This is a genomic window from Limosilactobacillus walteri (assembly GCF_014830205.1).
GTDB classification, from domain to species: Bacteria; Bacillota; Bacilli; order Lactobacillales; family Lactobacillaceae; genus Limosilactobacillus; species Limosilactobacillus walteri.
In genome coordinates this window covers 1-25,051 of sequence record NZ_QORN01000047.1, presented here as the reverse complement: position 1 = coordinate 25,051, position 25,051 = coordinate 1, and the positions used below count along the sequence as shown (strand labels likewise).

Here is a 25,051-nt window from a genome sequence, read left to right as displayed (position 1 = left end):
CTATGTTTTCTTTTTTTTGTTTTTGCTGTGACCACCGGGATTTCCCCTATCCTCTTCGTCGGCATCGTCAGATGTGTATGAGAAACTGATTAAATTGCGCTTAAAAGTAAATAAAAAGCCCCGCAAATTAAAGATAAGACTTACACTCAATATCTTTATAATGCTGGACTTCAAATTAACTATTAAGTGGTGATTAATCACCGCCCTAAGAGTTGCAAGTTGGTAGCTCAACTCTTAGGGGCTTTTCATATGTATATTATAGCATGACTTAGATGTTCTTTAAATCAAGAATAATTAGTAAAAGCGAGGGATGAAATATGAAGCGCCTTAAATATCAGTCAAAGAATAAGCACGTTACTATTTCCCTAGATGTCTACTCTCCACGTGAAATGCTAGCAATGTGGAAACAAGACGTTAAGAAGTTCAAGACGTGGTTTCATACACCAAAAGACAAACGAAAGAAGCTAATTGAATTTAAAATCGAAAGGGGAAAATAACATGGCACTTACTGAATCACAGCACAAGGCAATTAATAGATACCGTAGCAAGAACAAAGCACAGGTACAATATATTAACCGCCGTTCTATTGCTAAGAACTTTATCTTAAAGGACGCAACAAAAGAAGACCTTGATATGCTACTAACTCATATTAAAGAGCGAGAGCAAGAATTGAATGATTAAAGACGGCTACAAGGTAGTTGCCTTTTTTATTATCAGTGCAAAATATGCATAAATTGCACCGATAATCTATTGATTGCCCCTAAATTAAAACATCCCCGTTTTAGAGTTTGCTAGTTGGGGATGTCTATGTTATCTTCCGACAATTCAGACCCCCTAAAAGAATAGCTCAAAAATTCAAGGGCAAAATAAAAAACCACCTAGAAACAGGTGGCTCACGTTGGCAAGAAGATATATTATTTTGTCGTGAAATTGTCGTGGATTTAATTAAAAATAGCGTTCTATAGTGTAAACCTAAAATTAAAAATGCTGACATATCAACGATTTAGACACTATCGAAAAGTATTTAAAATACAAAAAATGCCTCAGGCAGGATTCGAACCTGTACATGGATAACCATACAACGACCTGAACGTTGCGCGTCTGCCAGTTCCGCCACTGAGGCACTAAACTATTTTGTAACATTATTAAGTATAACGAATTCAGCAAAAATTACAAGCATTTTTTCAAAGCTGATTGCGAATGTAGCGATTCCTTACTATACTAAAGAAGTGAGCAGATAGAATTTGGGGAATTAACAATGAAAAAGAAAATTTATGAAGTAATTATGGTTATCCTAGCAGTTATTTCAATTTTATTGATTATTTTGGACTATGGATCAGTCATTAATATCAATACCGGATATCCAGCATTATTAAATAACATCATATTGGTTGTCTTCACTGTTGATTATTTTATTCGGTTTTCTTTGGCAAAAGATAAAAGGCAATTTTTTAAGCAGAACTTTTTTGATTTAATTTCGATCATTCCAGTGAATGCAACATTTAATTTATTCCGTTTTGCTCGAATTGTGCGCTTTATTAGTGTTTTGCGCATCTTCCGTCTTATCGGTTTAACTGGTAAGCTTAACCGCCTTCTCCAAACGAATGGTCTGATTTATGTAATGTATACTAGCGTTTGCATCCTTGTCGTATCTGCATCGATGTATTCGATAAGTGAGCATAAATCATTTGGCAATTCCTTATGGTGGGCAATTGCTACGGCTACAACGATTGGTTATGGTGATATTTCTCCCCACACTTTTTTAGGAAAGCTTGCCGCAATTTTGCTGATGGTTATTGGAATTGGCTTTGTTGGTGTCTTGACTAGTTCAATCACTAATTTCTTTATTCAGGATCATACGAGTGACCGCATGGAAGAAGTGTTGGAGAAATTGAATAAACTCGAAGAGGCGAACAAGGAGCTACGGGCTGAAATTAAGAAAATAAATAATAATACCGAAGAAGACTAATCATCAAATCAGAAGCTGAATAAATTTTTCAGCTTTTTTATTTATGTTACAGTAAACCCAATTATCTTGGTTAGGAGAAATAAAATTATGAAAGCTCTATCGATTCATCCTGAATATGCGATGGAAATTCTCAATGGAACTAAAACTGAAGAGTATCGAACTTGGACAACTCATTATCGTGGTGATCTTTTAATCTGTAATTCAGCCAAAAAGACTCATGGTGCCGTTGCCGGTTATGCCTTATGTGTTGCAAAAATAACGGGTATTGAAAAAAGAACTGCTAGTGATGGTCCCTATTATGCTTGGCAAATTGCGCCTTTTAAACAAGGTGGTTCTTATTGGATCGACCCAGTTAAAGTAAAAGGGCAGTTAAAACTTTTTAATGTTGCTGATGATTTAATTGTTCCAGCACCGTTTACTAATCCGTTTTCTCTTGCTGGTAAAGAATGGTATCGAGAAAAAATTGCTCCCTTAATTTATTAGGATATTTTCACAACATCACTGATGCGTTATGATAGAAAATAAAAATTGAGGCAAATCATTATGAAGCATAGTTTTATTATTGCAACGCATAATCAACGGAAAGCACGTCAAATTGAAGAAGTGCTTCAGTTTTATCATTATAATGGTCAAATGTACACAACAAAGTTGCCGCAACAGCAATTTCCGCCTGAAGCAACGATAAGTTATCGTGAGAATGCAATTGGGAAGGCTGTTTTCATTAGCCGGCAACTACCAACTGATTTGATAATCGCTGATGATTCTGGTCTTGAACTAGTAGCGTTTCCTAATAGGTACGGTGTTCAAACTGCGCGGGAATTAGCCGTTGAGGTTCCCAATGGTCAGCTTAATAATTACCTAATACACTTAGTAGCTGGCAAGTCTCGTCAATTTAGCATGAAGACGACGATTGCCTTAGCAGTTGGTGGTCATGTCAAAAAAATTGGTTACGGTGAATTGACAGGAACAATTGCCGATAAGGAACGAGGGCAAAATTCAACCGGCTTTGACCGAATCTTTATTCCTGCTGGCGAAAAAAGGACGTTAGCGGAGATGGAACGTGCGCAACGATTTTCTTATCTTCATCGTGCACGGGCAGTAAAAAATCTGGTAGCTCAGTTAGAAAATGCAAGATGAGGATTACAGCAATTTTAACCGCTTAAATTAACCATAAACAACAACTGCTATTAAAATGGCAATATTATTTACGTGGTGGTTAGGTCTTACGAGGACATGATGTTGAAGAAAGCAAGCACCTAATTCAAATAATTGATACCATTGATAGTAGTTAGCAGTTTAGATCCACCAGCAGGCAATCCCCAAAGCAGCAATAAGAGCTACCAAGAGCAGGACAGTCAAATGTGGATTCCCAAATGTTTCGCGTTTGAGACGAAAGGCAGTCTCCATTAAAATAAAGACGATGATTAAGTAAATAACCCATAGAATATCACCGGCAAGCTGACTTTTAAAATGAAGAAATACATGGACAATTGAAGCAGATAATAAAATAAAATAGAATAATCGGCTAAGTTCAAGCCAATTAGTAACTTTACGTTCGATTTTTGCGTGAAGACCAGTGGTTGTGGTGACTAATAGAATCACAATAAGAGCAGTCACAATTATTTTTAACATACGGATAAACTCCCTTCGGCTTTGATTTTAGCATTATTGAGGATAACTGACTATATACTTTTGGCTTGAAAATATAGTGAAAAAAGTGTAAGGTACGTATATTACTTCCAGATAATAAATAATATTTGAGGTGAGATTAAGTGGCAGATTTTGAAATTGGGGATATTGTAAAAGCTAAAAAATTTGGTCCCTTAGAACATGATTTTTCAGGTGTTATTGAAAAAGTTTATACTAATTCAGTTATGATATCGATTCAAGACTTCGATCCGTCTGATAAAAGTGGGGTCAACGAACTAAATGGCCGGGCAGTTGTTCGGCAAAAAGATGCCAAAATGATTAAGGCGGTTCCTCGTGAAGAAAAGAATGATGAGGAAACCGATGAGGAGAAATCATCTAAGAAGAAAACAAAAAAATCTTCAAAAAGTGATGACAAATAATTAGAAGAGGTATATACTAACTAAGTGTTGAGCTTAGTTAGCTTATGCGGGTATAGTTTAGTGGTAAAACTTAACCTTCCCAAGGTTGCGTCGCGAGTTCGATTCTCGTTACCCGCTTACATAAAAAAGGTCGGTGAAAAATTCTCACCGACCTTTTTTATTGCTAAATAATTAAAAATTCACTTGCAGGAATGTCTGCTTTTCCCTAAAGATGTATTCTACATTTCAATATTGGCAAGAACCTCTTGCATTGTTATCGCTGATTGGCGCATCTTTTCAACTTCATCCGCTGTCAATGGGTATTCAATTACTTGACCGATTCCCTGACTATTAATGATAGCTGGTGTACCAAGATAAATATTTTCAATCCCATATTGCCCATCTAACGGAGCAGATATTGGGAGAACGATATTCCGGTTTTCAATGATTGCACGGGTAATAGCAGATAGACACTTAGCAATTCCGTAGAAAGTAGCACCTTTATTAGTAATGATTTTTCCGCCCGCTTGATGAACAGCTTCTTCAATTTCTGCTTTATCGGTTGATGAGAGGGCCGTCAAAGTAGTGAGGGGCTTGCCACCAATAGTAATTTCATTAAAGGCTGCAAAAGAAGTATCTCCATGTTCGCCTAGCATCAAGGCATCGATGACGTTAACTGATAGGTGGAGCTTCTTGCTTAAAAGGACCCGTAGCCGTAGTGAGTCTAAGGAAGTACCGGTTCCAATGACTCTTTCTTTTGGGAAACCACTGATCCGTTGAGCAAGAGTTGTCAGGATATCAACGGGGTTACTCGAAATAACAAATACCCCTGTAAACCCGCTAGCAACGATTGGATCAATAATTGTTTTTAAGATTGTTGCGTTTTTATTAACAAGGTCTAACCGTGATTCGCCTGGCTTACGGGCAATTCCGGCAGTAATTACCACCACGTCAGCATCAGCGGCGTCGGCATAATCTCCAGCGTAAAGCTTAACGGGGCTGGTTAGTGGGGTAATATCTGCAAGGTCAAGAGCATCCCCTTCCGCCTTTGCTTTTGTCCGGTCAACAATAACTAATTCATCGATTTCGTTAGTTGATTGCAATAACGAGAATGCAAATGTTGAACCAACGGCTCCGTCACCAATTAATACAACTTTGTGCCGATATGTGTCAAGCATCAATAATTCCTCCTAGCGCAGCTCTTTTTGCGCGTCCCAATGGTTGATTGGACCAAATTTATGGCCGACCGTTAAAGGATTGGCAATAGCTGCATATACAGCATCTTTAGCCTTTGTTACTGCCATTTTAACACTATTTCCTTTCGCAAGTTCAGCAGCAATAATTGCCGAAAAGCTATCGCCTGTGCCATTAAGTCGATCCGTTTTGACATAGGGCTTAGAAAGCCAGAAACTTTCGCCGCTTTCAAGGAGAACAAAATCGTCAACGGTCGGTTGGCGCTCGTCATTGTGGGCTCCTTTAATGATTACATTCTTGGCTCCTAATTGTTGGAGATGATGGGCGGCTTCAACTCGGTCTTCTTTAGTTTGCATTTCCATCCCCGTTAGTTTTTGGGCCTCATAGAAGTTCGGGGTGATAACAGTTGCCAAAGGAATGATTCGTTCGCGAAACAATTCGTATGCTGATTGCTCCAACAGCATGGCCCCATGTTTGGTAATGATAACTGGATCAACCACTAGCGGACCAAAATCGTTTGCCGAATAGTTATCTGCAACGACATTAATTACATCGTCATTAGCCAGCATCCCAGTTTTGGCGGCTTTAATTGCAAAATCTTCTTTTAATACCCGAAATTGTTCGGCAATAAATTCTTTTGGCATAACTTGTGACGAGGTGATTCCGTATGAATTGCCAGAAACAGCTGCGGTTAAGATTCCGTGACCGTATACCCCATCTGCAAAAAAAGCATGAAGGTCAGCTGGCATTCCAGCACTGCCATCTGAATCATGACCGGCAATCGTTAAAGCTTGGATTGTGGGTTTTGTCATAAATAACTCATCAACCTTTCATTAGTATTTAATAATCACTATTGTAACATATAATAAGTAACAAAAAAGCGATAACCAATGCCTGAGATTGGACCTTGTATTTAGGTGTAGATTTGTTATAATAATTGAGTATAAAATTTAAGGAGTAGTAGTATTTAAGGACCTACAGCGACCCTATGGTGATGAGAGTTAGGGGTTTCCTTACTTGCGAAGGCGTGTCTTAAATATTTCAATTAAATCAATAAATGAGTGGAATTCTAATTCAATTAGAGTGGTACCGCGGGAAATCTCGTCTCTAGTAAGTATAGGCTTATTAGGGACGTTTTTTATTTAAGGAGGAATATATATGAGTGATAAGCAACAGGTAGCAGCCGCATTAGCACAAGCATTGCCAGAGATGGACATTAAAGAGATTGAAGCCAAGATTGAACGGCCAAAGGATTCTAATAACGGGGACTATGCTTTTCCAACATTCTTTTTAGCTAAGACTTTACACAAGGCTCCCCAAATGATTGCCAGCGAACTAGTTGAAAAAGTTGACCAAGATGGTTTTGAAAAGGTTATTGTTGCTGGTCCATACATTAACTTCTTCCTTGATAAAGCCCAAGTTGGTGCCAAGATTTTACAAAATATCTTAGCTGATCCAGCACATTATGGTGAGCTTGATCTTGGTCACCAAGCAAACGTGACGATTGATTACTCATCACCAAACATTGCTAAGCCAATGGGGGTTGGACACCTACGTTCAACGATGATTGGTGAAGCTGTTGCGCGGATTTTGGAAAAGGTTAATTACAACCTAATTCGGATCGACTACCTTGGTGACTGGGGAACCCAATTTGGTAAGATGATGGCTGCCTACAAGATGTGGGGCGATGAACCGGAAATTCAAAAGGGTCTTGAAGAAGATCCAATTGATACATTAGTTAAATTATATGTTCGGATCAACACCGAAGCAGAAGAACACCCTGAATATACAGAAGCCGGCCGTGACTGGTTTGCTAAACTGGAACACGGGGATGAAGAAGCATGGGAGATGTGGAATCGTTTCCGGAGTCTTTCATTGGAACGTTTTAACCGTGTTTATGACATGCTAGATGTTCACTTTGATTCATACAACGGTGAAGCCTTCTCCGCCCAAAAGATGGAAGAACCAATCCAATTATTAAAGGATAAGAACCTCCTTGAACAAAGTCGAGGTGCACAGATTGTAAGCCTTGACCACTACAACCTTCCACCATTGTTAATTATTAAGAGTAATGGGACGACCACTTATATTACCCGTGACTTAGCAACGGCCCTTTATCGGAAGCGGATGTACGGCTTTGCTAAATCAATTTACGTCGTAGGGACAGACCAAGATACCTACTTCCGTCAATTAAAGCTAGCACTGAAAGACATGGGCTTTAACTGGTGGGATCAAATTGAACACGTTTCATTTGGTTTGATGAACCTCAACGGTAAAAAGATGTCAACACGAAAGGGAAATGTTGTTTCTCTTGAAGATGTTTTAAATGACTCAATCGACTTAGCACGTAAGCAAATCGAAGAAAAGAACCCCGACCTTGAAAATGCAGATGAAGTTGCAAAGCAAGTCGGTGTCGGAGCCGTTATTTTCCATGACTTGAAGAACTACCGGCGGAATGCGGTTAACTTTAAGCTTGAAGATGTTGTTAAGTTTGAAGGAGAAACTGGTCCTTACGTTCAATACGCTCATGCGCGGGCAGAGAGTATCTTACGGAAGGGTGGCATTCGTGACTTCAGTAATGTTGACTTAACGAAGGCTGGGGCGGAAGCTTGGGAATTAATTAGCTTCTTAGGCCAATACAGCGAAGCAATCAAGCGGGCCGCTTTAAACTACGACCCATCAGTAGTTGCTAAGTACACCCTTGAATTAGCAAAGAAGTTTAACCAATACTACGCCCATACACGGATTCTTGAAGAAGATGAAGCGCAACCAGCACGGTTAGCGGTAACCCAAGCGGTAAGTAACGTTCTTAAGTCTGCCCTTGACTTACTTGATATCAAGGCACCAGACGAGATGTAACAGAAAAAATAATAAAGAGGCTGGATTTTATCCAGTCTCTTTACGTTTTAAAAACTGTTTAAGTTAGGTTATGGCGGTAGCTTTCATCATTTAATTTAAAGTTAAACTATTGTCGAAACTATTTTATCACTGGGGGAATGTGATAAAATAATGGTCAGTTTTTTGAAATGAAAATGGAGACTTATGAATGAAGCGTGAACCACAACCAAATTCAGATTTTAAAGAGCGCCTCTTGAAATGGTTAAAACAGGCTTGGCAATCGTTTAAGACCTGGTTTAAACACTACTGGCAGCTCTTCGTGGCGATGCTTAAGAAATTCTGGCATCGTTACCAATTGACACGGTGGATTATTGTAATTTTTCTGGGGATTTTTTTGATTACCAGTATCCATCTGACATTCGTTGCCAAAACGGCAGATGTTAAAAATTTAAAAAATCGTCTGCAACGGCCAACGATGATCTATGACCGAAGCAACCAGTCCGCGGGAAGCCTCTATGCGCAGAAGGGAACTTACGTTGAATTGAAGAATATTTCCGCTAATGTTCCCAATGCGGTACTGTCAACAGAAGACCGCAACTTTTATCATGAACATGGTTTCTCGGTTAAGGGACTTGGCCGCGCTGGCTTTTTGCTTGTCAAAAATAAAGTGCTCCATCGCGATTATATTTCTGGTGGGGGAAGTACCTTGACTCAGCAACTGGTTAAGAATGCCTTTTTAACCCAGCAACAAACGTTTTCTCGAAAGGCGCGGGAGATTTTTATTGCGATTGAAGTTGAAAATCAATATAGCAAGAATGAGATCTTAACGATGTACCTCAATAACGCTTATTTTGGTCATGGGGTATGGGGAGTGCAAGATGCCGCGCGACGTTATTTCAATGAGAACGCTAGCCAATTAACCGTTCCCCAGGCGGCAACCTTAGCGGGGATGCTGACATCACCAGGAATATATGATCCGATTGAACACCCAACGGCGACCAAACAACGGCGCAATCTGGTTCTCCAGCTCATGGTCGAAAACCATAAGCTGAGTCAAAGTGCAGCTGACCAATATAAACAAACGCCGCTTAACATTACTAATGGTTATGTACCAAGTGACAGCTATAAATATCCGTACTTCTTTGACGCGGTCATTGCTGAAGCAGAGAGCCGTTATCATATTTCAGAAAAAGATATTATGAATAATGGCTACCGGATTTATACCACTCTTGATCAGGACCAACAACGGTCAATGCAGCAGACTTATGACGATGATGATAACTTCCCTCAAGATTCCGCAGATGGGACGATGGTTCAATCTGCTTCAATTGCAATGAATCCCAAAAATGGGGGAATAACGGCAGTCGTTGGTGGCCGAGGTAAACACGTTTTCCGTGGCTTTAACCGTTCTACCCAAATGCGGCGGCAACCAGGTTCGACAATTAAACCAATCGTAGTCTACACTCCAGCTCTTGAACATGGTTACTTCTACGATTCGACACTGCAGGATAAGAAGCAGTCATATGGGACTAATAATTACACTCCGAAAAACTATGATGATACTTATAGCGGTACGGTGCCGATGTATAAGGCCCTATATGAAAGCTTAAATGCTCCTGCTGTCTGGTTATTAAATAAAATTGGCGTTAACCGTGGCTATGATATGGCGGAAAAATTTGGCCTGCCCGTGGAAAAGGGTGATAAGAATCTTGCCCTTGCCCTCGGGGGAATGACCAAGGGGGTATCGCCACAACAAATGGCACGTGCATATGCCGTCTTTGCTAACGATGGGTTAATGCCGTCCCCGCATTACATCACTAAGATTGAAGATGCTTCTGGAAAAGTAATTGCTAAAAATGATGGCACGAAGAATAAGCGGATCATTTCTGGTAAGACTGCTAAAGAAATGACAAGTATGCTAATCGGCGTATTTGCCCACGGGACTGGAGAAACAGCGAAGCCAAGCGGCTACACGCTCGCTGGTAAAACAGGAACAACTAATTCAGGGGTCAAAGGTGACGATGCGAACGATCGCGACAAGTGGATTGTTGGTTATACTCCTGATATAGTGGTGGCAACGTGGGAAGGGTATGATGACACAAATCAGAATCATACCTTAAATGATATTTCAGAGCGAAGCATCAATTACCTCTACAAAAACGAAATGAGTGCAATCTTGCCGAACACAGCTGGAACCAAGTTTACGGTTGAAGATGCTCAGACAAGGGCAACCGCAAAAACAAAGGGATCATCAAAGGGATGGGGTTCGTTCCTCAAGGATGGCGATAATTTTGTGAATAACTTTAACCAGTCGATTAATAATTTTGGCAATAAAGCTAGTCAATGGTGGAGTAATGTACGATCGCTTTTCTAGGAGAATATGATACAATTAGAAGAAGAATGATATAAAGGAGACTTTTTAATGGTTGTAAATATTTACGATACTGCAAACGAACTTAGTCGCCAATTGCGCGAAACACAAGAATACCAAGGTTTACAAAAGGCTTTTGAAGCATTAAAGGCTGATAGCGAGACTTTTGATACTTTTAAGAAGTTCCAACAAGCTCAAGCTGATGCTCAACACAAGCAAATGGCTGGTCAACAACCAACTGATGATGAAATTAAGAACATTCAAAACCTTGCTAAAGAAGTTAGTGGCAAGAAGGTTGTTCAAGATTTGATGAACCAAGAACGGCAAGTTGATAGTATGCTTCAACAATTAAACAAGACGATTACTAGTCCAATCCAAGACCTTTACAGTGAAGTAATGCCAAAGATGCCAGGACAAGAATAATTAAGATTACGTGCAACAACAATTAAGGGTGCTGGGAAAAAACAACAGTTTTTTCACCAGCCCTTTTTCAGTTCTAAAGATTACTGAGCCTAATCGCGGAAGATAACTACAGTACTGTGAAAGTTATTTTCCAGCCTTTTGAAAATGGAGAAAAATATGAAATTTATTCACACAGCGGACCTCCATCTTGATAGTCCATTTCGTGGACTAACTACAATGCCCCAATCATTATGGGAACGGGTCCATTCTTCGACCTTCAATGCTTTTCAGCGGATTGTTGACGACGCGATAGCAGCACAGGTTGACTTTGTTCTAATTACTGGGGATATTTATGATCGTGATCAACAGAGTATTGCGGCGGTCGATTTTTTTGCCCAGCAATGCGAACGGCTGGCCAAGATTCAAATTCCTGTTTATATTCTTTACGGCAACCATGATTACCAGCTTGTTCAAGGGCCGGCAGAAGGCTTGCCAGCCAACGTCCATGTTTTCCCCAACCGGGTAACGACGATGAGTTTAACTTTAAAAAGCCACGAGACAGTGGCGATTACTGGTTTTAGTTATGATCAGCGCTGGCTTGTTGAAGACCAAATAAATAAGTATCCGCGAAAAGGTAATGTTACTTGGCAGGTGGGGATGCTTCACGGAGCACTACACCAACAGGCTCAGACCGACCATTATGCGCCGTTTACGCTTGATGAGTTGCGCGCCAAAAATTATGATTATTGGGCGCTGGGTCATATTCATAAACACCAGGTTTTAGCAACTAACCCGCCAATTGTTTATAGCGGCAATCCACAGGGACGACATAAAAATGAAGGAGGTCAGCATGGCTACTATCTAGTAGAGAGTCAACAAAACAAGCTGGTTCCGCATTTTAAGCCCGTTGCAACAATCGAGTGGACCACCATTACGATCAATTTGCCAAGAGTAACAAAGCTGGCGGATCTCGAAACAAGTTTAGTTAAACAAATTGATCAAAAAACAGGACCGCTTTATCAACTAATTACCGTTAATGTCAAAGGCTATGCGGGTTTAGAACGCCGTCTGCAGCACCTGCTTGCAAACGGAGAAGTCCTTGCTCACCTTCAGGCAAAGACCACAACAAAATATAACTGGTGGATCTATGAACTAACGATCGACCAGCAGACGCCCCTGCCATCAATGACCGATTTAGATGAGCGTTATTGGCAGGAAGCTGCTGGCAGTATCTTTACCACAGCTAATATCCTTGCCTTGACGAAGGGTTTAGCTAAAGAAAGCTACCTAGCAGATCAACTAGCCAGCCTTGACCTTGACCAGATGAGAAAACGGACAATTCAACTATTAGGGCAGGGAGGATTAACCGATGAAGATTAAGCACGCCCACATCGATGGTTTTGGTAAGTGGCATGACCAAGATTTTGACTTTATGGCGAACCCCCAGTTAATTTATGGCCCTAATGAGGCGGGGAAGACAACTTTAATGAAGTTTTTAATCAGTGTTCTCTTTGGCTTTGCTGACGGACGAGGCAAGAACCGTTTTGCCCAATACATCCCCAAAGATACCGCTAGTTATGGTGGTAGTGTAATTATTGAAGTGCAAGGGCAGGATTACCGAATTCAACGTCGTAAGGGAAAAAATGGAGGAAAGGTAACAGTTACCGGCCCAAACGGTCAACAGGGGGGCGAAGCAGAGCTGCAAAAGCTCTTGGGAACAATGGATCGATCCCTTTATCAAGCTTTATTTAGCTTTGGGCAACGTGACTTAGCAGCTGTTGATGAAGTTGATCGAAGCCACTGGCAACAACATCTCCAACAATTGGGAGCGGTAGGCAGCGATCATTGGGCGCCCCTGCTTGATCAATATCAGAAACATGCTGATCACCTTTATAAACCACGAGGTCGGAAATGGCCACTTAACCAAGATCTTCAACAGTACGCTGCGCTGACAGAAAAAATCAATCAAGCGCGGGAGAAATATCAACGCTACCAGAAACTTCGTACGCAACTCCGCACCGCGCAAACCCAGCTAGCAGATACTAAACAAAAACTTGCCAAACAAGAACCCCGAAGTAAAGAACTAGCTCACCTTCAGCAAGTCTGGCCTGTCTATGAGCAGTGGCGAAAGAATCAGCCAAGTGATCAGTCGCCAATTTACCTTAGTGATGAACAGATAACAACCGCGCAAAAACTTCAGGTGCGGGAAAAAGAGCTTCATCGTCAGCAAGCAAACTTTCAGCAACGAATTGCGGCAATTAATCAGGAACATCCACCAGTAAGCCGATTGGACCCGCGGGAATTTCTCACAATTCAGCAACTAAAAAAGGAGCTAGTAACCCTGCAAGCAGCAGTTAAATTCCAGCAACGCCAACAAGATCAGGAGAAGCAATGGCAGGCAGAATTAACTACGCTGCGGGCACGGTATGATCATCCGCTCCCCGCACCGTTAAACGCGACTGATCGGACAGCACTTGCGCAGCTAGTTCAACAGTCATCGCGGGTGCAACGGCAAGCGACTGGGGCAGAACCGCCTAAACAGTTAATGCTCGGAATTGTCGCTGGCTTTATCCTCTTTATTATTGGCTTGCTTACCAACGCCGCCTTTATCACTGCCCTTGGTGCGGTCGTAACCTTTGCGATTATCATGTACCTTTATATCCATCATGGACATAATCAATCAACAGCGTCAGCTTTATCTGCTACTGATTCTCGAGCGCTGCTGGCGTTTGGTCGGCAACATGGTTTACAGGATTTCTCGCCAGATCAATGGCTATTAATGCAGGGTGACCTTCAACGCAACGCAGAACTATGCGCTCAGTTGGCTCAGGCTAACCAAGAACAACAGAAACTTGCCAGTCAACTAGCAGCTTTTAAGCGTCAGTTGCCAGCGCAAATTCATGGTGGTACCCTGACTGAAATTAGTGCTAGTCTTGACCAGCTAATTGCGCTTTACCAGCAAGCTAATCAGGATCAGCAGGCGGATACCCGTGAGAAAGCAACGATTGCCAGCAATTTATCTCAGCTCAATCGTGAATTAGCAGATGTCCGCCAACAAAAACTGGCAATTTATCATCAAGCGGACTTGCATGACGATTCCGAATTTGCAAACTACCTGACAGAACGTACTGCCGCCCAGTCGCGTGCAGCAGCGACTGATGCTTATGGTAAACAGGTAACACCAGCAGCACGGACGGCCTTAGCAAAATATCAGACTGCTGCAGAACTTGTTCATGACCTGACAGCAGTTCGTAACCAAATCAGCCAGCTTAATCTGCAACGTTCGGATTTACAAGCAACAATTCAAAAGACTAAGCTTGAAATTGCTAGTCTTGTTGAAGATGGAACATTGAGTAATCTCGAACAAAAACGGGCTAACTTGGCGGCTCGTATCTGGGATGAAACTCAGGAATGGTTGACTTACCAGCTGGCAATCGAATGGGTCAAGCGAGCCTTAAATGCGGCTTCATCTGACCGCTATCCTGCTCTTATCCGTCAAGCTGAACATTACTTTGCAATTTTAACCGGCGACCACTATTGCAACATAAAACTTACTGATAACGGGTTGACGGTTGTTCGCCGTGACCAGCAAGTCTTTTTTGTTGAAGAATTATCACAGGGAACGGCGGAACAGCTTTACATTGCCTTGCGCTTAGGTTTTGTAGCAGTTATGAGTGATCAGGCTAATTTTCCTGTAATTATTGATGATGGCTTTGTTAATTTTGACAATGTCCGTCGCCAGCGGATGCTTGAATTATTGAACGAAATCGCGAAGAATAACCAAGTTTTGTACTTTACTGCTGATGATCGGGTTAAAGAGTTGGCTTCCGATGTCCTTGATTTACAGGCATTAAATCATGAATAAATTATGAAGATGGTGTAAACATTCTTTTACCATACTGGCATGAAAAAATAAGTGTGGTATATTGGATGAGTGAAGTTATCGAAAAAATATTTTGTTTAAGGATGTGTTTCTTACATGAAATCCAAAAAGTTAATTGCAATAATCGCCGGGGCCGCTTTAATGATGCCCCTTGCTGCCTGTGGTAATAAGGCAGTTGCTACAACTAGCGGCGGTAAGATTACGGAGAGTGAATATTATAGCAGCATGAAGCAAACAAGTGCTGGTAAGCAAGTTCTCCAACAAATGATTTTGGATAAGGTCTTAGAAAAACAATACGGTAAAGAAGTTAGTGACAAGCAGGTTAATGCCCAATACAACACTTACAAGAGCGAGTATGGATCAGATTTTAACTCATACTTACAAAGTCAAAACCTAACTGAAAAGTCCTTGAAGCAGCAGATTCGGTCAAACTTGCTGTTAACAGCGGCTGCTCGGCACTATTCTCACATTACTAACAAGCAGATTGATAAGCAATGGACGAAGTACGAACCAAAAGTTCAAACTGCCACCATCCTTGTTGGGAGTAAGGCTGACGCTGAAGATATCATTAACCAATTAAATGATTCCAGCAATAAGTACAAGACCTTCAAGAAGCTTGCTAAATCAAAGTCCACTGATAGTCAAACCAAGAATAATGGTGGTAAGTTACCAGCTTTTGATAACACTGATAACCAATTAGACTCTGCTTACAAGAAGGCTGCCTTTAAACTCAAGACTGGAGAATACACAACGACCCCCGTTAAGACTGATGATGGTTACCAAGTCATCTACATGATCGAACACCCCGCTAAGGGTAAGAAGAGCCAACACATTAATGACTTGAAGAACCAAATTGTGCAAGAAAATATGAATAACCAAAACTTCATGCGCAAGGTTGTTTCCAACGTCTTGAAGAAGGGGAATGTTTCAATCAAGGAAAACGATGTTAAGAACATTCTTGATGATTACCTCAATTCTAGTTCTTCAACTAGTTCGACGAGTCAAAACAGCTCAAATTCTAGCAACAAATAAGATATAAAAAATCCAGGTTGTCTCATCCGGACAGCCTGGATTTTTAATTACTTTTCTTTATGGTCAATCTTGAGCACATCAAGAATAATCTGGATGCGGTTCAATCGTGGCTGGGTTTTAAACTGCCACTTTTTTACGTCACGCTCAACTTCGCTCACGAAATTGGTGACAGCAGGAAGGGAAGTTTGGAGTTCGTTAATGCTTGCTCTTAACTGGGTCACGCTATTGCCAAGTTTGCGTAAACTGGTCTGCATATCTTTTAGTTGTTGCATAACTAATCTTCCTTCATTTGGTCAATGATTGCTTGTTGAATTTCTTGATACTTGTCGTCATTGTACTTGCCTGAATTATCCTTGAAGATCATCTTGAAGTCATCATCGTCAGTGTAACGGGGGATTAGGTGGAAATGGGAGTGGAAGACTGATTGGTATGCCACTTCCCCATTATTATTGACCACGTTCATCCCCTTGATTGCGGGGTTAGAAGCCTTGACGGCACGAGCAATTTTGGGAATCCGAGCAAATACTTGGGCGGCAAGATCAGCATCATAGGCAAAGAGGTCCGGCACATGCTTTTTTGGAATAACAAGGGTATGCCCAGGTGTTCCTTGTGAAATATCGAGGAATGCCTTAACCACATCGTCTTCATATACCGTGTAACTCGGGATCTCACCCTTGATGATCTTACAGAAAATACAGTTATTATCCATTTTCTTCACTCCTTTTAAAGATTAAACTTACCCTAAGTATACCGAAAAAAGTGCTGCTGTGCATGATTTAGGAAAAGAAATGACCTATGATATAATAAAACGATATGACTAGAAGTTAAGAAGGGATGAATAATGGCTTTAGAGATAAATAAACTTGTCGGGGGTTACTCACAGATCCCCGTCCTTAAAGATGTCAGTTTTGATGTCCAACCGGGGGAGCTTGTTGGGCTGATCGGGCTTAATGGTGCCGGAAAATCAACGACCCTCAACCATATTATTGGGTTATTACGACCGTTTTCTGGAACGATTAAGCTCAATGGTCTGACAATCCAGGCGAATCCCGCGGAATACAAGAAAGAGATTGCTTATGTTCCCGAGACGCCGATCTTATATGATGAGCTGACCCTCCGTGAGCATATTAATTTAACGATTATGGCATACCAGCTTGACCACCAAGCGGCGTGGCAACGGGCTACGAAACTCCTCAAGCTGTTTCGGCTCGATAATAAGCTGGACTGGTTTCCTGCTAATTTTTCAAAGGGAATGAAGCAGAAGGTGATGATCTGTTGTGCCTTTATGACGAAGGCTAAGCTCTTGATCGTCGATGAGCCGTTTTATGGGCTAGACCCCTTAGCCGTCCACGACCTTCTCGACTTGATTGAGCAAAAGAAAAAGGAAGGGGTAGCGGTCTTAATGTCGACCCACGTCCTTGATACCGCCCAACGTTACTGTGACCGTTTTGTCCTGCTAGCTGATGGAAAAGTTCGGGCACATGGAACCTTAGATCAACTGCGGGCAGCAGGCGACCATGCGGGTGAATCACTTGATGAGATCTACCTCCATTTAGCAAAGGGTGATCAGCATGAATAAGTTATTTAGCAAACGGCGTGGTCAACACTTCATGCTCTTACTGCGGTACTGGCGGCTAGTATTTAATGATCACTTTGTTATTGCCCTCTTTTTCCTTTTTGGTGCCCTGGCTTACGGTTATTCTCAATGGCTGCCGACATTAGGCCCGCATGAGTGGTGGACCCGGCTGGTATTAGTCGGCTGGTTTACCGTCATTGCCCAAGTCGGACGGCTGGCGACCCTTTTAAAAAAGCCTGATCCTGTCTTTCTCTTGCCCCAAGTCGAAGGAATTCACCGTTACCTTAATCAGGCGACTTGGTACAGCTTGATTTTGGCCGAGGTAATGACGGTTGTGGGTGCTTTTATTGCCTTGCCCTTTGCCTTGACAACAGAAAAACTCAGTTCAATGGAGATTTTCACGGTCTTCTTGGTTGCCATCATTAATAAGGCTGACTGGATGCACCTTGCCCGCAAGGCGATTAGTCAACGATGGGGCAACCAGCAGTGGCGGACGCGACTCGAATACTGGGTTAACCCTTTATTGGCTGCGGCGGCGATGTGGCTAATCAATCCGTATGTCGGTTTGGTGGTGGCAGTTATCTTATATCTAGCAGTTTTAGTCTATTATCGCGACCTTGCTGTCAACTGGCGGATCGCTGTTAAGACAGAACAAGACCGGATGTATAGCGTTTACCGTTTCTTCAATCTTTTTACCGATGTACCAAGTGTTCAGGGAAATACAAAACGGCGCAAGTGGGCGGACTGGCTGGTTAACTGGCTGACTAAGGACGGTCAACCATGGTCCTACCTTTATGCCCGGGCCTTTGTTCGGAGTACCGAAGTTAGTGGGATCGTCAGTCGCCTCACCCTGCTAGGAATGGTAATTGTCTTTCTCTTGCCAGCAGGGTGGCTTAGTACCGTGATCGTGGTTCTCTTTATTTACTTGATTGCGACCCAGTTGATGCCACTCTATGATCAGTATGAAGCCAATGTCTTTACCCATATCTACCCGATCCCGCCCCGTCAGCAACAGGTTGATTTTAAGCAGCTTTTAGCAAAAGTAACAGCACTAGAAGCAGTCTTAATTGCTCTTGCTAGTATCAGTTGGCAGATCAATGTTGGACAAATGCTAATTAATTTTGTTATTGCCGCAATCGAAGTCGTCTTATTAAGTCGCTTCTACTTTAATGTCAGAGTTAAAAAACTAATGAAATGAGGTTTATAAATTATGCGTGTGAAACATAAAAAATGGGCCGATCCCTTGATTGCTGCCCACCCAGAAATGATGGTCGATGATGCCCCAGCATTAAAGGGAAAGTGGCAATCACGGTTTGAAAAGGAACAGCCGCTGCACCTTGAAGTTGGAATGGGAAAGGGTCAGTTCATTATTGGCATGGCCAAGGCCCATCCAGATATTAATTTTATCGGGTTGGAAATTCAACGGACAGTGGCCGCCATTGCCCTTAAGAAAGCCTTAGAAGCAGATCTACCCAATCTCCAGTTGATTTGTGGGGATGGGGAAGACCTCCAAGAATACTTTGAACCCGGCGAAGTTGCGAAGATGTATTTAAACTTCTCTGATCCATGGCCGAAAAAGCGGCATGCCAAACGGCGCTTGACTTACAAGACTTTCCTCGCCACCTATGAGAAAATTTTACAAGATCACGGCGTTGTTGAGTTAAAAACAGATAATATGGGTCTGTTTGAGTTTTCACTCGAAAGTATGAATAATTACGGAATGCACTTCAATGGGGTATGGCTTGACCTTCATCATAGTGCGGAAAATGAACACAATGTTGAAACTGAGTATGAGCAGAAATTTGCCGCCAAAGGCCAACCAATCTATAAGTTAACTGCTAATTTTAAGTAAAAGACTAGTCAGTAAGTAGACCAATGCTTGCTGGCAGGTCTTTTTTTTGTTAAATTTTGGTTCAAAATAGAGATCGCTTACTTAGTTAGTAACTAAGAATGAGAGCGCATTTAAGGCTATGCTTGTTATCAAAAAGATAATAAACAGGTATTTATAAATCGATAAATTTGTGCTAGAATATTTCCAACAAATGAATATTTAATATCTAACTACAAAACATATTGGGGGATATGCTATGTCAAGAAACAATGCACAAGAATACTTACGCAAAATGGAAAAGCAACGGCAACGGTTCGGGTTACGTAAACTCAGCGTTGGCGTTGCTTCTGTGTTACTAGGTACGACTATTATTTTTGGCGGAAGTACGGTAGCCCATGCTGATGAGATAAGTCAGGCACAGAACACATCAAATGTGCAAACTAAGACTACTGAGCAAAATGTTCAGGATCAGAGGGAACAGACGGAAGCAGGACAAAATAATCAAGATAAAGGGGTAACTACACAAGATTCAACTAAGGAAGCTGAGACTGTTGAGGTAAAAACTAATCTTCAAAAAGACAGCTCCAATCAAGGTTCCAAGGAGCAAAATAAGCCTGAAGTTAAGACCAATACTTTAAGTCTTACTAAAACTGACGCTAAATCAGCTTTTAATAAGGATGCACTTAAAGCATCAAAGGCCGTTGCTAAAACTAATTCAGAAAAACCAAAAGACAGTCAAAAAGCTCAAGATGAAATTCACGCAACTTTGAATTTTGTGGATTCTCGAAATACTGATACAGTTATTAAAAGTGTCACATTGACTGGAAAGCCAGGTCAAACAGTATATGATGCATTAGGTGGAAATGATGTTTATAGTTATATCTTAAAAGATTATCCTAGTTACATGTTGCTACCTGGAGCAGAATACAAGTCTAAAGTTATTTATACTACCCAGCCTCAGGATAAACCGGGATTAACCAAATATTTTAATGATCCTCAGTTAATTACAGATTATGAAAATTGGCATAAGGAATATCAGGATGGTAAGCATCCATTATTTGATTATCTACCAGATGATCCGGATGTGACTAATCAATCTCTGTTATCCGGCGAAACACCGTTAAGCGATAAGAGTACTTATACTGTTGAAGTGGTAAAACAAATTAAAATAAGAAATCCTAAAGGACATGTATATCGATTAGAAGACTATGTTAAGGCTGGTCGAAATATCAATTATAATAAATATCTCGGTAAAGATAAGACTGAAAAATTAGCTTACCAGGTTAAAAATGGAATTGTTTGGACTGCACTGGGCGATACTGTAGATGCTCCTATGCCAGTTTATGAAGCATTAAATACACACGGACGAATTCCTGCTCATTTATCGAAAGTAGAATATGATGGTAATGGTCTCCCAATAAAGAGTGGTACTTATGGCAAGGGGCAAGTTACGTTTACTATAGACTATCCCAAAGAAACTGCCGAGAATCGTAAAGCGGCTGAGCAGTCTGGTGATCTTACTGAATGGTCAACTTTAGATGATTTAGTTGATGAGATTCCTTATACTGGTGAATATGGTGAGGACTATAAAACGACGATAGGTGGAAATTCAGACATAAATTCTTCTTACGTGACACATAATGGTGATATTCCTGGTAATCCGCCAGATCAAAATATCATGTACTATGCTAACCGTAAATTTAATGTCGTATTTAAGGATATTACTTATGGCGATGGCGACAAGGCAATTGAACTGACTAACTACGATTACACTGATCCAAACCAAATGACTATGGCTGCCAACAGTAAGAAAAATCCTCACAACGGCGCTGATAATGGCAATTATCAAGCATACAAAGTAGACGCAAATGTATATCATGGAAAACTTGATGATTTGAGAAATGCTGGTTATGCGATTGTTTCTACGGATGTTGATCTAAATGGTCAAACTTATAGCGTTGATGAATTTAATAAGGATAATCTTTATAACGAAGACGGTACAATTAAGCCTAAGACTTACGTGGTTAAAGTGTTGCGTGGCGTTAAAGAATTTACACCTCAAGCTACTGCAAAGAGAGAGGTAAACTACAAAGCTAATAGCAAAGACGGCGAAACTCTAAAGGATCCTATTACTCAAGAAGTAAGCTTGACTGGTGAGGGTACTTATTACACTGACGCTACTATTAATGACTCAGCGACTCTCGTTAATACTAAAGAGATTACTGATCTTGATGGTAACAAGGTTAGGGTAGTTGATAGTGAAAATACTGCTCCAGTCGAAGTAACTTGGCAGATTGATACAACGAAGAGTCATCATGATGTAACCAAAAATGGTGATAAATTTGACTTTGAAAAACCTGCAGGTGACGAAGCTCCAGAGACAATTGGTGCTTGGAGTCATGTAGCTAGTCTTGATATCAATAATGCAGTGGACCAATATTCACCAGTTAATAAAGACAATAAGACTCTTGAACCGGTTTACTTAATCTACAAGCAAAAGGCTACCGCTCACACACTTCACAAGACGATTACTCGGACAATTCACTATGTAACTGATGGTAGTAATCATGAAGTATTGCAAGACCCAGTAACCCAGACTGCAAACTTATCATCTACTTACTTCACTGATCAAGATGGTAAAGAAGTAGCAACAACTGAAATTGACGGTGTTCATTACATTGATCCTGATAAATCCGCTCCAGCAAGAACTTGGAGCGTTGATTCCACTGGCAATACTGAAGTTACTGGTGGTTCATTTGATGAGAAGGCTCAAGATGTAATTACTGTTGAAAATGGCAAAAATAAGGGTACCTGGTCAATTGAATATGCAGCAAACGATACTGCAGATTCTGAGCATCTAAATGATAAGTTCGCGCCAGAAAAGGCCGTCGATACTAACCTTCCAGACAAGAGTCATTTTGATGTTTACTTGGTTTACACTAAGGACGTTAATGCCGATATTACTTACTGGGACATCACTGATGGTATGGAACATAAGGTTCAACTTGGCAAGACTGACAATGACAATGATGACCATGGCAAGACTGGTAGTGAAATTCACTTCAATAATAATGAAAAGCGGATTAGCGATTTAGAAAATCAACACTATATCTATGTTGATACTGACTTTAATAAAGGTGACAAGTACGGTACTGAAGACAGCCACTTCAATGTTTACTTTAGACATGCTGTTAAGGAAATTACTCCAAATACACCAATTGATGAAATTCCTAAGGACAAGAATGGTAATCCTATAGTTGACCCTAAGAGTTTACACAAGGAATTCACTCGTAATATTTACTTCAAGGCAAATACTGAAGATGGTGCTACTTTGAAGGATTCAATTCCACAAAAAGTTGAATTCAATGGTTCTATCTATGTTGACTTAGTAGATAATACAACCACTACTCCTGAAACTGTTAAGGATGTTAATGGTAACGATGTTCAAGTAGCTACTAAGCAATCTGGTGCTATCAAGTGGGATGCTGACAGCAAGACCATGGGTGAAGTTAAGCAAGATACTATTACTTTGAATAAGGGTGATAAGCATGCAACTTCGGATGATATGGTCGGTACTTGGTATCAAGTTTCTGGGAAGGCTGATAAAGTCAACTTGACTCCAACTTCTGATAACCCTCAAGATGAAACTTTAGTTTACAAGCAAAAGGCTCAGTATAATATTCACTATATCGATGTTAACGGTGTGGAAGATAAGGATGCTTATGCCCCAACTGATGGTCATGAACTTACTGATCATAAGGTTTCTAATGTTGGTGAAGGAGATAACATCTACGTTGGCGACACTCCGGATGCAACTAAGGATCTTTGGAGTCCAGAAGATTATGAAAAAGCTGGCTATGTTTTAGTTGGTATGTCCGATAATGCCAAGGATGACAAGCTAGGTAAGCAAACATTGACTCACGGCGTTCAAGACCAATACGTTTACTTGAAGCATGCGGTAACGAAGATTACGCCAAATACACCAACTGATGAGATTCCTAAGAATCCTGATGGAACTCCAGCTGTAAATCCTGGTGATTTACACAAGGAATTCACTCGTAATATTACTTTTGTTGCTAATAATGCGGATAAGAGTACTTTGAGTGATAAGGTTTCACAAAAAGTAGGCTTTAATGGTTCTATTTATGTTGATTTAGTCACAGGTCAAACCACTACTCCAGAAACTATTACTGTTAAGGGTAACCAGGTTGAAGTAGCAACGACAGAAAAAGGTAAACTTGTTTGGGAAGAAGTAGTTCTTGGAAACGGTTCGACCAAGACCGGAGATAAGTCAGCTGAACTTAATGAAGTTAAAAAGCCATATATTACCTTAGAAAAAGGTAATAAGTATGCAACTAATGATGACATGGTTGGTACTTGGCATTTAATTAGTGGAGTAGCAGATGCAGTTGCTCTTACTCCAGATTCTGTTAACCCACAGGATATTGAATTAGTTTATGAAAAGAACCACTCAGATACTGGAATTCCAGGTGTAGAACCAGAAAAGCCAACAGTTGATGTAACTGAAGAAACTCAAACTTTCACTAGAACTATTGTCTACCGCGGAACTAAAGATGGTGGCAAGAATTATGAAGATGTAAATGGTTCTCCAGATAGTAAGAGCAGCTATGTCCAAACACTTAAATTTAATAGAAAAGTTTTGTCTACAAAAGATAAAGATGGTAAAGTAACTATCCTTGGAACTACGGAGTGGATGCCTGTAGTATCTAATGAAATGCCAGAAGTCCCATCTAAGAAGCCGAGTGAAGTTGGGTATGATATGGTTGATATTGATGCGGTTTCTAAAAAAGACATTAACCCAGATGACTACCCATATACTGATGGTAAGCCGATTGACTTAGGTAAAACGGTTGTTACTTATAGAAGTAATTTTGTAAATAAGCAATCTGTTTCACGTAATATTTACTATCGTGATGCTGAAACTGGTAAAACAATTAATGAAGAACTGGGGATTAATGCAGCTCCTGCTGTTAAGCAAACAGTTGATTATGTTCGCGTTTCACTTTACAACAAGTTTGGCATTTTCCTTGGTTTTGCTAAATTAGCTATGAATAGCAATGGTACTGCTGAGTTAGTTGATGGTAATCCTGTTGTTGAAAAAGATGCTAATGGTGATCCAATTGTAGCCACTACTGATCCAGATAAGGGATGGGTAGCAAGTGGTACTCATAATGAATATCCAGAACAAGGTTCACCAGATTTAACTCAGTACGGTTATAAGAGGGTCCGTGCTCTTGAAAGTCGAGACGAAGATAAAAATGACGGTGGTAAATCAGTAGATAGTAAAGCTTCTGATCCAACCAAGAATGGTGACGACGTAAATGTCTACTACTTCCACGACCAAAGTGAAGTAGTTTCTGATAAACCAGAATTTGGTATTGCTGAAAAAGATCTGCAAAAGACCTTCACGAGAACGATTATCTATCGTGGAACAAAAGATGGTGGTAAGACTTATCAAGATGTAGACGGGTCTCCAATAAGCACGCACGAATATAAACAAAACGTAGCTTTTACTCGCAAAGCAGTTATTGATAAGGTAACTAAGAAAGTTCTTAGTTATACCGCCTGGGCTTCAGAAAAGCCAACAATGGATGAAGTTCCTTCTAAGAAGCCAAATGAAGTTGGATATGACGAAGTAGATAAGCCAACTGTTGAGGGTAGGTCTATCGATCCCAATTCAGACAAGACTGATTTGGGTGCGACTATTGTAACGTACACCTCAGTTGCTCAACCAACAGAACAGCCGACTGCTCAACCAACGGAGCAACCGACAAGCCAGCCAACAGAACAGCCGACAAGTCAACCGACTGCTCAACCAACAAGTCAGCCAACTGTCCAACCAACAGAACAGCCGACAAGTCAGCCAACTGCTCAACCAACAGAGCA

At 40.9% G+C, this 25,051-nt stretch carries 21 protein-coding genes and 2 tRNA genes; 17 read left to right on the top strand and 6 right to left on the bottom strand.

Annotation, left to right across the window (positions count from 1 at the left end):
• Window positions 1–317: 317 nt before the first annotated feature.
• Window positions 318–497 (top strand): hypothetical protein, encoded by a 180-nt coding sequence (locus DTK66_RS09850; protein ID WP_191668550.1) that lies wholly within the window; start codon window positions 318–320, stop codon window positions 495–497.
• A gap of 1 nt (window position 498) precedes the next feature.
• Window positions 499–681, top strand: a complete 183-nt coding sequence (locus DTK66_RS09845) for a hypothetical protein (protein WP_191668549.1) — start codon at window positions 499–501, stop codon at window positions 679–681.
• Between the two features lie 358 nt (window positions 682–1,039).
• Here the strand turns inward: DTK66_RS09845 and DTK66_RS09840 are convergent.
• Window positions 1,040–1,123: transfer RNA gene (locus DTK66_RS09840), tRNA-Leu, on the bottom strand.
• Between the two features lie 135 nt (window positions 1,124–1,258).
• Here DTK66_RS09840 and DTK66_RS09835 point away from each other — a divergent pair.
• From DTK66_RS09835 to folQ3, 3 genes are all read left to right on the top strand, one after another.
• Window positions 1,259–1,969: an ion channel gene (locus tag DTK66_RS09835; RefSeq protein ID WP_191668548.1), complete on the top strand. Its 711-nt coding sequence runs from the start codon at window positions 1,259–1,261 to the stop codon at window positions 1,967–1,969.
• Between the two features lie 87 nt (window positions 1,970–2,056).
• Entirely contained in the window at window positions 2,057–2,452 is a 396-nt protein-coding gene (locus DTK66_RS09830) for an ASCH domain-containing protein (RefSeq protein ID WP_153931377.1), read from the top strand.
• 60 nt (window positions 2,453–2,512) lie between these two features.
• Window positions 2,513–3,106: a dihydroneopterin triphosphate diphosphatase FolQ3 gene (gene folQ3 / locus DTK66_RS09825; protein WP_153931376.1), complete on the top strand. Its 594-nt coding sequence runs from the start codon at window positions 2,513–2,515 to the stop codon at window positions 3,104–3,106.
• A gap of 159 nt (window positions 3,107–3,265) precedes the next feature.
• On the opposite strand, the gene DTK66_RS09820 is transcribed toward folQ3, so the two are convergent.
• The gene (locus DTK66_RS09820; protein ID WP_191668547.1) at window positions 3,266–3,601 is read right to left on the bottom strand and encodes a hypothetical protein; all 336 of its coding nucleotides are present in this window, start codon (window positions 3,599–3,601) and stop codon (window positions 3,266–3,268) included.
• A gap of 140 nt (window positions 3,602–3,741) precedes the next feature.
• Here DTK66_RS09820 and DTK66_RS09815 point away from each other — a divergent pair, with 140 nt between their 5' ends.
• Together DTK66_RS09815 and DTK66_RS09810 are read left to right on the top strand one after the other, a co-directional pair.
• Window positions 3,742–4,038, top strand: coding sequence for a hypothetical protein (locus DTK66_RS09815; RefSeq protein WP_191668546.1), 297 nt, complete (start codon window positions 3,742–3,744; stop codon window positions 4,036–4,038).
• 46 nt (window positions 4,039–4,084) lie between these two features.
• Window positions 4,085–4,155: transfer RNA gene (locus tag DTK66_RS09810), tRNA-Gly, on the top strand.
• A gap of 101 nt (window positions 4,156–4,256) precedes the next feature.
• Here the strand turns inward: DTK66_RS09810 and DTK66_RS09805 are convergent.
• Both DTK66_RS09805 and thiD read right to left on the bottom strand, forming a co-directional pair.
• The gene (locus DTK66_RS09805) at window positions 4,257–5,195 is read right to left on the bottom strand and encodes an L-lactate dehydrogenase (protein WP_191668545.1); all 939 of its coding nucleotides are present in this window, start codon (window positions 5,193–5,195) and stop codon (window positions 4,257–4,259) included.
• A gap of 12 nt (window positions 5,196–5,207) precedes the next feature.
• Window positions 5,208–6,023: a bifunctional hydroxymethylpyrimidine kinase/phosphomethylpyrimidine kinase gene (gene thiD / locus DTK66_RS09800; protein WP_191668544.1), complete on the bottom strand. Its 816-nt coding sequence runs from the start codon at window positions 6,021–6,023 to the stop codon at window positions 5,208–5,210.
• A 346-nt stretch (window positions 6,024–6,369) separates the two neighbouring features.
• On the opposite strand from thiD, the gene argS reads away from it, so the two are divergent.
• The 6 genes from argS to DTK66_RS09770 all read left to right on the top strand — a co-directional run bounded on the left by argS (window position 6,370) and on the right by DTK66_RS09770 (window position 15,737).
• Complete coding sequence (gene argS / locus DTK66_RS09795; protein ID WP_191668543.1) at window positions 6,370–8,070, top strand: arginine--tRNA ligase; 1,701 nt, start codon at window positions 6,370–6,372, stop codon at window positions 8,068–8,070.
• Between the two features lie 187 nt (window positions 8,071–8,257).
• A complete protein-coding gene (locus tag DTK66_RS09790; RefSeq protein WP_153931300.1) occupies window positions 8,258–10,423 on the top strand; it encodes a PBP1A family penicillin-binding protein in 2,166 nt (721 codons plus the stop codon).
• A 48-nt stretch (window positions 10,424–10,471) separates the two neighbouring features.
• Window positions 10,472–10,843 carry a YlbF family regulator gene (locus DTK66_RS09785; RefSeq protein WP_153931301.1) on the top strand — a complete coding sequence of 124 codons (372 nt, stop codon included), beginning with the start codon at window positions 10,472–10,474 and terminating at the stop codon, window positions 10,841–10,843.
• 156 nt (window positions 10,844–10,999) lie between these two features.
• Window positions 11,000–12,202, top strand: coding sequence for a metallophosphoesterase family protein (locus DTK66_RS09780; RefSeq protein ID WP_191668542.1), 1,203 nt, complete (start codon window positions 11,000–11,002; stop codon window positions 12,200–12,202).
• Window positions 12,192–14,687, top strand: a complete 2,496-nt coding sequence (locus tag DTK66_RS09775; RefSeq protein ID WP_191668541.1) for an ATP-binding protein — start codon at window positions 12,192–12,194, stop codon at window positions 14,685–14,687. Before DTK66_RS09780 ends, DTK66_RS09775 begins: the two co-directional genes overlap by 11 nt.
• Before the next feature lie 114 nt (window positions 14,688–14,801).
• The gene (locus DTK66_RS09770; RefSeq protein WP_153931304.1) at window positions 14,802–15,737 is read left to right on the top strand and encodes a peptidylprolyl isomerase; all 936 of its coding nucleotides are present in this window, start codon (window positions 14,802–14,804) and stop codon (window positions 15,735–15,737) included.
• A gap of 47 nt (window positions 15,738–15,784) precedes the next feature.
• Here the strand turns inward: DTK66_RS09770 and DTK66_RS09765 are convergent, their stop codons facing one another.
• Together DTK66_RS09765 and DTK66_RS09760 are read right to left on the bottom strand one after the other, a co-directional pair.
• On the bottom strand, window positions 15,785–16,009 hold the full coding sequence (locus tag DTK66_RS09765) for a hypothetical protein (RefSeq protein ID WP_191668540.1): 225 nt from the start codon (window positions 16,007–16,009) through the stop codon (window positions 15,785–15,787).
• Between the two features lie 2 nt (window positions 16,010–16,011).
• Window positions 16,012–16,446 (bottom strand): HIT family protein, encoded by a 435-nt coding sequence (locus DTK66_RS09760; protein WP_191668539.1) that lies wholly within the window; start codon window positions 16,444–16,446, stop codon window positions 16,012–16,014.
• A gap of 132 nt (window positions 16,447–16,578) precedes the next feature.
• Between DTK66_RS09760 and DTK66_RS09755 the strand changes: the two genes are divergently transcribed.
• The 4 genes from DTK66_RS09755 to DTK66_RS11040 all read left to right on the top strand — a co-directional run.
• Window positions 16,579–17,316, top strand: a complete 738-nt coding sequence (locus tag DTK66_RS09755; RefSeq protein WP_191668538.1) for an ABC transporter ATP-binding protein — start codon at window positions 16,579–16,581, stop codon at window positions 17,314–17,316.
• Window positions 17,309–18,511, top strand: coding sequence for an ABC transporter permease (locus DTK66_RS09750; RefSeq protein WP_191668537.1), 1,203 nt, complete (start codon window positions 17,309–17,311; stop codon window positions 18,509–18,511). The genes DTK66_RS09755 and DTK66_RS09750 overlap by 8 nt, the downstream gene beginning before the upstream one ends.
• 12 nt (window positions 18,512–18,523) lie before the next feature.
• Window positions 18,524–19,165 (top strand): tRNA (guanosine(46)-N7)-methyltransferase TrmB, encoded by a 642-nt coding sequence (gene trmB / locus DTK66_RS09745; protein ID WP_191668536.1) that lies wholly within the window; start codon window positions 18,524–18,526, stop codon window positions 19,163–19,165.
• A gap of 235 nt (window positions 19,166–19,400) precedes the next feature.
• Window positions 19,401–25,051, top strand: a 5,651-nt coding sequence (locus DTK66_RS11040; RefSeq protein WP_303645501.1) for a mucin-binding protein, incomplete at its 3' end; no start/stop codon positions are given.